Source organism: Caenimonas soli (assembly GCF_013155545.1).
In the GTDB taxonomy this organism is placed as follows: domain Bacteria; phylum Pseudomonadota; class Gammaproteobacteria; order Burkholderiales; family Burkholderiaceae_C; genus Ramlibacter; species Ramlibacter soli.
The window spans coordinates 171,558-178,884 of the sequence record NZ_JABJVV010000011.1; the positions used below are offsets into that span (position 1 = coordinate 171,558).

Below are 7,327 nucleotides of genomic sequence, written 5' to 3' on the forward strand. Positions count from 1 at the left end.
AGGTTCCCTTTTCAATGGTCATTGCTTGGCTTGGAGCATTGCCGCCATTTTTTGATGGATCAGATTGATTGCCTTCAGTGGACGGATCAGCACCTTGAATTCGACGATCCGTCCCTCGTCGTCCCACTTGAGCATGTCGACGCCGTTGACGCTGATGCCATCGATATCTACTTGAAACTCCAGCACCGCGTCGGAAGGGCCGGTGACTTCTCGAACGTACTTGAAGGACTCGTTGAAGAAAACGTGAAACGCAGCAGAAAGATATTGAATCGTGATTGCCTTTCCAGCCTGCGGTGTATGAACGACAGGTGAGTGGAAGACCACGTTGTCCGCGAGGAGTGAGTTGAGGCCTCTCGCGTTTCGTGACCTCACGAGTTCATGCCAGGTAGCCAACGTGTCGATAGTCATTGAGATCTCCGGATGATGCCTTCGTTGGCTTGACCTCACTGGCGCGCTTCTCGCCACACCATGACCGCAAGCCCTGCCGCGACCAGGCATGCGATCGCGCTCGCCCACAGCGGAATACTGATGCCGTTGACGACGACCGGCCAACCAAGGACCAGGCGCAGCAACTGCGCCAGCGCGACCAGCACGAATACGACAGCTGCTATGGCGCTGAATGGTTTCATTTGGGTCTCTCCTTGGTCTCAGTTCCAGGTGCTCAGCGGTACTTCGATCCAGACCGCCCGGGCCAAGGCGGCGAGGCGACCATTGGGTGCATAGATCGCGGTGCCGGCGAGACGCTTGCGACCCTCCACGCCCAAAGGCCAGCCGAGGACAACGCAACGATCCCCTGGCTTGACGACTTCCCGGATAGAAGCGGCCAGTTCGCCGAGAACGATTGCGAGGCCATCGGGCAGCGGAAAGAGCGCGAAGGCACCCGTGCAGTCCAGCGCTGACCAAAAAAACTCCGGCTTCACGTTCCCGGATTCGTCGGCGAGCGAAAGGTCGGGCGTCCAAGGCGCGGCGAACGTCGTGGTGTTGTTCAGGGAGCCAGGAAAGATGCACAGGCCATCGCCTCCCGTACGCTCTGGCCCGCAGACGAAGCAGCCAGGAAATCGATGGCTCTTGAATCCAATGAATGACTGTGCCGCTTGCTCCGCCTCCTCGTAAGAGGGGCATGGCGGTGCCTCTAGATTCAGTTGCGAGCGCTTCGCCTCACCAACGAGCGTTGACTCGTGGAAGAGGCGGGCCTCGTCCTCGGTGGATTCGAGGCGCAGTTCGGCGCCGAGCGGTGGTGGTGCCTTGAGCCGCACCGCGACCGTGCCTTGCAGATGCTTGGCGATGCGGCCACACGTGTAGCCGCCGTTTCCCGATCGAGGCGGGCCACGGAAACGATGTGCGATTTCGAACCGTTCGACATGCATGTCGCCACCGGCCTAACCGATCGACTTCGATTTCAACGCGTTAGCGCCATCGCCGATGAGCGTGACTGCGAAGCACGCGATTGCCCAGAACACGGGAAATTCGTAGCCACCGCCTTTATTGGTGAAATTCCAGCCGTTTGCGGCATGACCCAGGTAGGCAGCAAAGAGCAGGTGAACCCCAAGAAAGAGCGCGACCCATCGTGCGTAGATTCCGAAAATGAGCGCGAGTCCGCCAATTGTTTCGTACAACATGACGACCCAAGCGAACCACTCCGGCAGGCCCAACGAGACGAAGAATTTCCCAGCGCCCGCCATCCCGAATACAACGGCCTTGAGGTAAACGCCGTGAAGAATAAACAGGATGCCCATGCTCACCCGTAACAGCAAGACTCCATAAGGTGCCATTTTTGCGTCGATCATTCTTCACTCCCTTCCGTGGTGGATGTGGCGTAAGTGATTGGTTTATATCAGTGATTGTCTCCGCTGGCTATCGTCACTCGGCCTTCCGGCTCACCGGCGCGCTTGCGCGGTGTCATCAGCCAATGAAGAAACTTCACGTACAGCGGCCAGCGCACCGGCTTGGGCTGGTTGCCGAGCGCAACCTGGGCCTGCGACAGCACCTCTTCCACGCAGACGTCGTGCAGGTGACGGATGGCCAGCGACCAGGTGAGGATGGCGGGGCCCTTGGTCTGCATCTCGATGCGATGCTCCAGCACGCAGTGCGCGGCCGTGGCATCGATCACCTCGAATCCATGCCAACCGTCGAAGCCCTTGGGCCCCGTGAGCCGGAAGCGGACGAGGTGGCCGGGCGCATAGGCTTCGACGAAGTAGCGGATGGGCCCATGCCCGCCAACCGCGCCCACGGCCAGTGGCCGGTCGAGCCTCATGCGCGGCCATCGGCGCGGCCACAGCGCGTCGTTGGGCGAGGCCAGGGAGTCGATCAGCGCACCGACCCGCTCGGGGCTGGCGTGCATCAATCTCTGGTGGACGTTGACTACTTTCATAGACTTCCTTTCAATCAGGGCGCCACGGCCATCCAGGCGCCATGTTCCAGCGCCGCCCGCACCTTGGGCGGCACGGAAGGCGGTACTTGTTGCACCCACTGCTGCGTGAGCGACAGCGCCGGCGAGAACACCAGCGCCATCCACACGGCGAAGGGCATGGGCCGCATCTCGCCGGCCTCCGCCTTCTTGTGCATCCAGTCGGACAGCGCGGCGAACGCCTCGGCATTGGCCTCGTTGCGCTTGCTCGCCGCGTCGGCCATGTCGCCCACCCGCCGCAGCTTGTGCAGCAGCCGGGCGCGCTCGGGGTTGTCCACCACCCACTGCACGTAGGCGCGGACCAAGCCCTTCACGCCCGTCTGCGCGGAAGCGCGGCCGGCGACAGCCGGCAGCAGCGCTGAGTGAAAGTCGCGCAACGTGTACGCGTAGAGCGCATCGGCCAGCGCGGCCTTGGTGGGGTAGTGGTGGTAGAGACTGCCGTTACTCACGCCGGCTTCCTGGCGCACCATGTCCATCGAAGTCGCTGTGAAACCGTGCTGCAGGAACACTTTGGCGGCGGCGTCGAGCAGCACTGCCTTGGTGGAGGTCGGGTCCATTTCCAGAGTATTACTCTGGAGTGATACTCTGTCAAGCCGCTGCGACGGGCACCGATCCGATGCCGGCGACCAGGCGCAAGCTGCGCAGCAGCGCGTCGGGCCGGGCCGTACCCCTACCCGCGATGTCCATCGCGCTGCCGTGTCCGGTGCTGGCTAGCAGCACCTCGGCACCGATCGAGACGGCGCTGGCCGCTTGCGGCGCCACCAGCTTCACAGGGATATGCCCCTGGTCGTGCAGCATGGCCACGTAGAGGTCGTGCTTGCGGGCGGCCAGCAGCATGTCGGCGCCTTCCGGCCCGGTGACGTCGATGCCCAGCTCGCGCAGCCGCTTGGCGGCCGGAACCACGCGTTCCTCGTCCTCCGGGCCGAAGAGCCGGCCGTCCGAGGCATGGGGATTGATGCCGAACAGCGCCACGCTGGTGGCGCTCAGGCCCAGCTTGCGGCAGGCGCGCTGCCCCGCCAGTGTGGCTGTGACCACAAGCTCCGGCGTGATGCGCGCAATTGCGTTGATCACACTCTCGTGCAGCGTGACATGCACGATGCGCAAGCCGCCGCCCACCATCATCAGGAACACGCTGTCCTCGGGCTGGCCGCACACATGGGCCAGCAGGGCAGGGAAGCCGGTGAAGTTGATGCCGGCCTGGCGAATGGCGCCCTCGTGATGCGGCCCGGCCACGACGGCGTCGAACTCGCCCGCCCGGCAGGCCTTGATGGCGGCCGTGGCCGAGGCGACTGCGCTGGCGCCGGCCTTGGCGTTCACTTCGCCGGGTGTGGCGAAGGCCACCGGCAGTTCGCCCACGGGCCGCAGGTCCACACCGAACAAGGAGCGCTCCAGCTTGATGGCCTTGGCCGTGCGCCGCAGCACATCGGGCGGGCCGAACAAGGTGATGCGCAACCGGTCTTCTCCCACCAGGGCTTCGAGGGCCTTCAATGCGATCTCCGGGCCGATCCCGTTCGGATCGCCCACGGAAAGCGCGATGCGGCGGGTCACAGCAGCAGCGCCAATTGTCGTTTCATGGCCCCAGTGTGCGCCCGTGCCGACCGCATCACAAGTGGCCCAACTCATCCACGAGAAAGTCGATGAACACCCGCACCCGCAGCGGCATATGCCGGCCCCCGGGATAGATGACCGAGAAGGGCCGCGTGCGGCCACCGTAGGTCTGCAATACCTCCACCAAGGCGCCCGTCTTCAAGGCGTCCTCCACGGTGAACCGGTAGATCTGCACCAGGCCCGCGCCGGCGCGCGCCAGCGTCACGAGGGCCAGCACATCTTCGTTGCAGCTGTAGCTGCCCTCTGTGGGCACGTCCACATCGGCCCCGTCGCGCCTGAATATCCAGGGGATGGTCTGCCCCGAGCTGGGCAGCACGAACCCCACGCATTCGTGCTGCGCCAGGTCTTCCAGCGTCTGCGGCGTTCCGGCTCGCTCCAGATAGGCGGGCGTCGCGACCACCACCAGTTCGGCGTCCATCAGCTTGCGCGCGACCAGGCCCGAGTCGGGTTGCGCCCGTGCGCGAATCGCCAGATCGAATCCATCGGCGATGAAGTCGATGTTGCGATTGGAGATCTGCACGTCGACCTGCACCTTGGGATAACGCGCGCGAAACGCGGGCAGCAACGGCAAGACGCGGTAGTGCCCCAGGGGCGTCGGCACGCTGATGCGCAGCACGCCCGCCGGCTCGGCCTGCTTTCCGGTGAGTTCGCGCTCGGCCTCGGTCAGCTGGTTCAGCGCCTGGCGGCATTGATCGAAGTAGGCGCGCCCGCCATCGGTCAGGCGGATCTTGCGCGTGGTCCGCACGAACAGGCGCACCTGCAAACGCTCCTCGAGGCGGGCGACGGCGCGGCTCACGGCAGCCGGCGTCAGGCCCGCCGTGGCGGCCGCCGCGGTAAAGCTTTCCAGCTCCGCCGACAGGCAGAAAAGCTCGATGCTGCCCAGCATCACATCGCTGAATTGCCGGTTCATGGCTTACCTCATGTAATTTATGAAGTTCAGAAAAGCCAGTTTATCAATCAAAACATCGCCAATAGCATTGCTCCATCGTTCAACCCCACTGGAGCATCCCCATGAGTTCACCCATCAGCATCGTCTTCCACAGCGGCTACGGCCACACCGCCAAGATCGCCGAAGCCGTGGCGCAGGGCAGCGGCGGCACCCTGCTGGCCATTGATGAGAAAGGCGACTTGAGCCCCGAAGCCTGGGAGCGGCTGGCGGCCTCGCGCCTGATCGTCTTCGGCACGCCCACCTACATGGGCAACGTCAGCTGGCAGTTCAAGAAGTTCGCCGATGCTTCATCGGCCGTGTGGTTCAAGCAGGGCTGGAAGGACAAGCTGGCTGCGGCCTTCACCAACTCCGCCAGCGTCGGCGGCGACAAGCAATCCACGCTGTACACGTTGTTCACCCTGTCGCAGCAGCACAGCATGCTGTGGGTGGGCACCGGCATGATGCCGTCCAACAGCAAGGCCGCCACGCGCGACGACGTGAACTACCTGGCCTCGTTCTCAGGCCTGGCGACCGCCACGCCGTCGGACGCCGGCGTCGATGAGATGGTGCCCGGCGACCTGAAGACCGCGCGCCTGTTCGGCGAGCGCCTGGCCGCCGTGGTGCGCCGCTACAACTGAAGCCATGAGCGCGTTCGATGAAGTGGTGCAGGTGCTCGGCGAGTACTTCGACGGCCTGCACCACGGCGACACCTCAATCCTGCGGCGGGTGTTCCATCCGCAGGCGCACTACTACAGCGCCACCGACGGCACGCTGCTGCACCTGGGCATGGAGGAATACTTCCCCATCGTGGATAAGCGCCCGTCGCCCGCGAGCCAGGGCCATGCGCGAACCGATCGCATCCTGTCGATCGAGTTCGCCGGCCCGGTGACGGCCTTCGTCAAGCTGGAATGCTCGATCCCGCCCAAGCACTTCACGGATTTTTTGACGCTGGTGAAGCTGGAGGGCCGCTGGCAGATTGTTGCCAAGGTCTTCCACTACGAGATGGCCTAAGCCGCGACGGGAGCGGCCGCGCCTTCAGTCATCTCCCCACCCAACGCATCCAGCAAATCCGGGATCAACCCCGCCAGCTCGCCGGTGATGATCGCGGCATCGGTATCGAAGCCGTCATCATCCTTGCCGCCCTTCTGCACCCCATCCAGCACCACATCCAGCAGCTGGATCTTCTTGACCTGGGCCGTTTCGGTCAGCACGAAAGACAGCCGGTCGTTCCACGTCATCGCCAGCTGCGTCGGCACCTTGCCGGCGGCAATGTGCTGCGGCACTTCTTCGATCTCCAGCGTGTGGCGCGAATAGCGCACGGTCGATTTGTGTTCGTCGGGCGTCTTCAGTTCACAGTCGCGGTCCACCGTGAAGTTGAACGGCGCTTCGCGGCTGGAGAGCCACTGCGACATGGAAACCGCGGCCGACGTATTCGTCTGCACCGGCTTGAAGCTGATCGCCGGCCGCGAGCCCGGCACCGAGCTCAATGCCTCCACCAGCGCGGTGATCACCTTGTCGGCGCCGGTCAGGCTGCCCGTGCCCACCACCAACAGCTTGTTGGCGGCGTCGATCCACAGCAGGGTGTTCGAGCGCTTGGTGAAGGCGCGCGGCAGCAAGTCGATCACGACTTCTTCCTTGAATTCCTTCTTGATCTTGGCGCTGACCCGCTCCTGGCCGGTCTCCTTCATGAATTTTTCCACGCGTTCATCGACGCCGGCCTTCACGGCGGAGGCGGGCACGGCGCGCCGCTCTATGCACAGATTCAGAATGACCTGGCCGCCCACGCTTTCGGCCAGCACGATGCTTTTTTTGCCACGGGGCGGCACCCAGCCAAGCGACTCGGGTTGCGTGGCGCCGCAGGGCACGAAGCGCGCCGCATGCAGGGCTTCTTCGAGCGCGTCAAGGGGAGGGAGGACGAAATCGGGACCGATGCGGAAAAAAGATGCGGTTTTGAACATGAATCAGAGATGGCCAGCAGACGGAAAGAGGCGCGATTCTAGACCGCCGCAGTCGCCAAAACAGACCTTTACAGTATCGTTGTCGCGTGACTCAGACACCAAGAAATATCTGTCATGCCGGGTCAAGCCCACTACTGTCCGGAGAAGCGTTCTCATTTGGATCGCAAGTCGTTGATTTTATTGATTTAAACGGCCGGGCGTGGCCGGGTCGATTTGAATTTCAGCTTCCCGAAGCCGCACACTCGTATGGATTTGCGGGGGTGCGGCCATGCACAAAGGCAAGCTGGTATTTGCTCAATTGAAGGAGCATCTGCCGCGGTCCGTTTTTGATCGGTGCGTGGCGCGTTACTCGGGCTCGCACGCGCCGCTGAAGTTCTCGCATTGGGATCAGTTGCTGTGCATGATGTTTGCGCAACTGACTTCGCG

At 63.4% G+C, this 7,327-nt stretch carries 12 protein-coding genes; 3 read left to right on the forward strand and 9 right to left on the reverse strand.

Annotation, left to right across the window (positions count from 1 at the left end):
* Positions 1-18 precede the first annotated feature (18 nt).
* The 8 genes from HNE04_RS18310 to HNE04_RS18345 are packed head-to-tail and all read right to left on the reverse strand — an operon-like array spanning position 19 to position 4,925.
* The gene (locus tag HNE04_RS18310) at positions 19-408 is read right to left on the reverse strand and encodes a nuclear transport factor 2 family protein (RefSeq protein ID WP_172222277.1); all 390 of its coding nucleotides are present in this window, start codon (positions 406-408) and stop codon (positions 19-21) included.
* Positions 409-443: 35 nt separating this feature from the next.
* Positions 444-629, reverse strand: a complete 186-nt coding sequence (locus HNE04_RS18315; RefSeq protein WP_172222279.1) for a hypothetical protein — start codon at positions 627-629, stop codon at positions 444-446.
* A gap of 18 nt (positions 630-647) precedes the next feature.
* Positions 648-1,367: a hotdog fold domain-containing protein gene (locus tag HNE04_RS18320; RefSeq protein ID WP_172222281.1), complete on the reverse strand. Its 720-nt coding sequence runs from the start codon at positions 1,365-1,367 to the stop codon at positions 648-650.
* A gap of 12 nt (positions 1,368-1,379) precedes the next feature.
* Positions 1,380-1,787, reverse strand: a complete 408-nt coding sequence (locus tag HNE04_RS18325) for a DoxX family protein (protein WP_172222283.1) — start codon at positions 1,785-1,787, stop codon at positions 1,380-1,382.
* Between the two features lie 47 nt (positions 1,788-1,834).
* On the reverse strand, positions 1,835-2,371 hold the full coding sequence (locus HNE04_RS18330; RefSeq protein ID WP_172222285.1) for an SRPBCC family protein: 537 nt from the start codon (positions 2,369-2,371) through the stop codon (positions 1,835-1,837).
* A gap of 14 nt (positions 2,372-2,385) precedes the next feature.
* Positions 2,386-2,964 (reverse strand): TetR/AcrR family transcriptional regulator, encoded by a 579-nt coding sequence (locus tag HNE04_RS18335; RefSeq protein ID WP_172222287.1) that lies wholly within the window; start codon positions 2,962-2,964, stop codon positions 2,386-2,388.
* Between the two features lie 31 nt (positions 2,965-2,995).
* Positions 2,996-3,955, reverse strand: coding sequence for a PdxA family dehydrogenase (locus HNE04_RS18340; protein ID WP_328700359.1), 960 nt, complete (start codon positions 3,953-3,955; stop codon positions 2,996-2,998).
* A gap of 55 nt (positions 3,956-4,010) precedes the next feature.
* Positions 4,011-4,925 carry a LysR family transcriptional regulator gene (locus HNE04_RS18345; RefSeq protein ID WP_172222291.1) on the reverse strand — a complete coding sequence of 305 codons (915 nt, stop codon included), beginning with the start codon at positions 4,923-4,925 and terminating at the stop codon, positions 4,011-4,013.
* Between the two features lie 101 nt (positions 4,926-5,026).
* Between HNE04_RS18345 and HNE04_RS18350 the strand changes: the two genes are divergently transcribed.
* Both HNE04_RS18350 and HNE04_RS18355 read left to right on the forward strand, forming a co-directional pair.
* Complete coding sequence (locus tag HNE04_RS18350) at positions 5,027-5,581, forward strand: flavodoxin family protein (protein WP_172222293.1); 555 nt, start codon at positions 5,027-5,029, stop codon at positions 5,579-5,581.
* Between the two features lie 4 nt (positions 5,582-5,585).
* Positions 5,586-5,954, forward strand: a complete 369-nt coding sequence (locus HNE04_RS18355; RefSeq protein ID WP_172222295.1) for a nuclear transport factor 2 family protein — start codon at positions 5,586-5,588, stop codon at positions 5,952-5,954.
* Here the strand turns inward: HNE04_RS18355 and HNE04_RS18360 are convergent.
* On the reverse strand, positions 5,951-6,901 hold the full coding sequence (locus HNE04_RS18360) for a recombination-associated protein RdgC (protein ID WP_172222298.1): 951 nt from the start codon (positions 6,899-6,901) through the stop codon (positions 5,951-5,953). The genes HNE04_RS18355 and HNE04_RS18360 overlap by 4 nt on opposite strands.
* A gap of 268 nt (positions 6,902-7,169) precedes the next feature.
* Between HNE04_RS18360 and HNE04_RS28565 the strand changes: the two genes are divergently transcribed.
* Positions 7,170-7,327: DUF4372 domain-containing protein (locus tag HNE04_RS28565; RefSeq protein ID WP_172217806.1), on the forward strand; the 158-nt coding region annotated here is incomplete at its 3' end.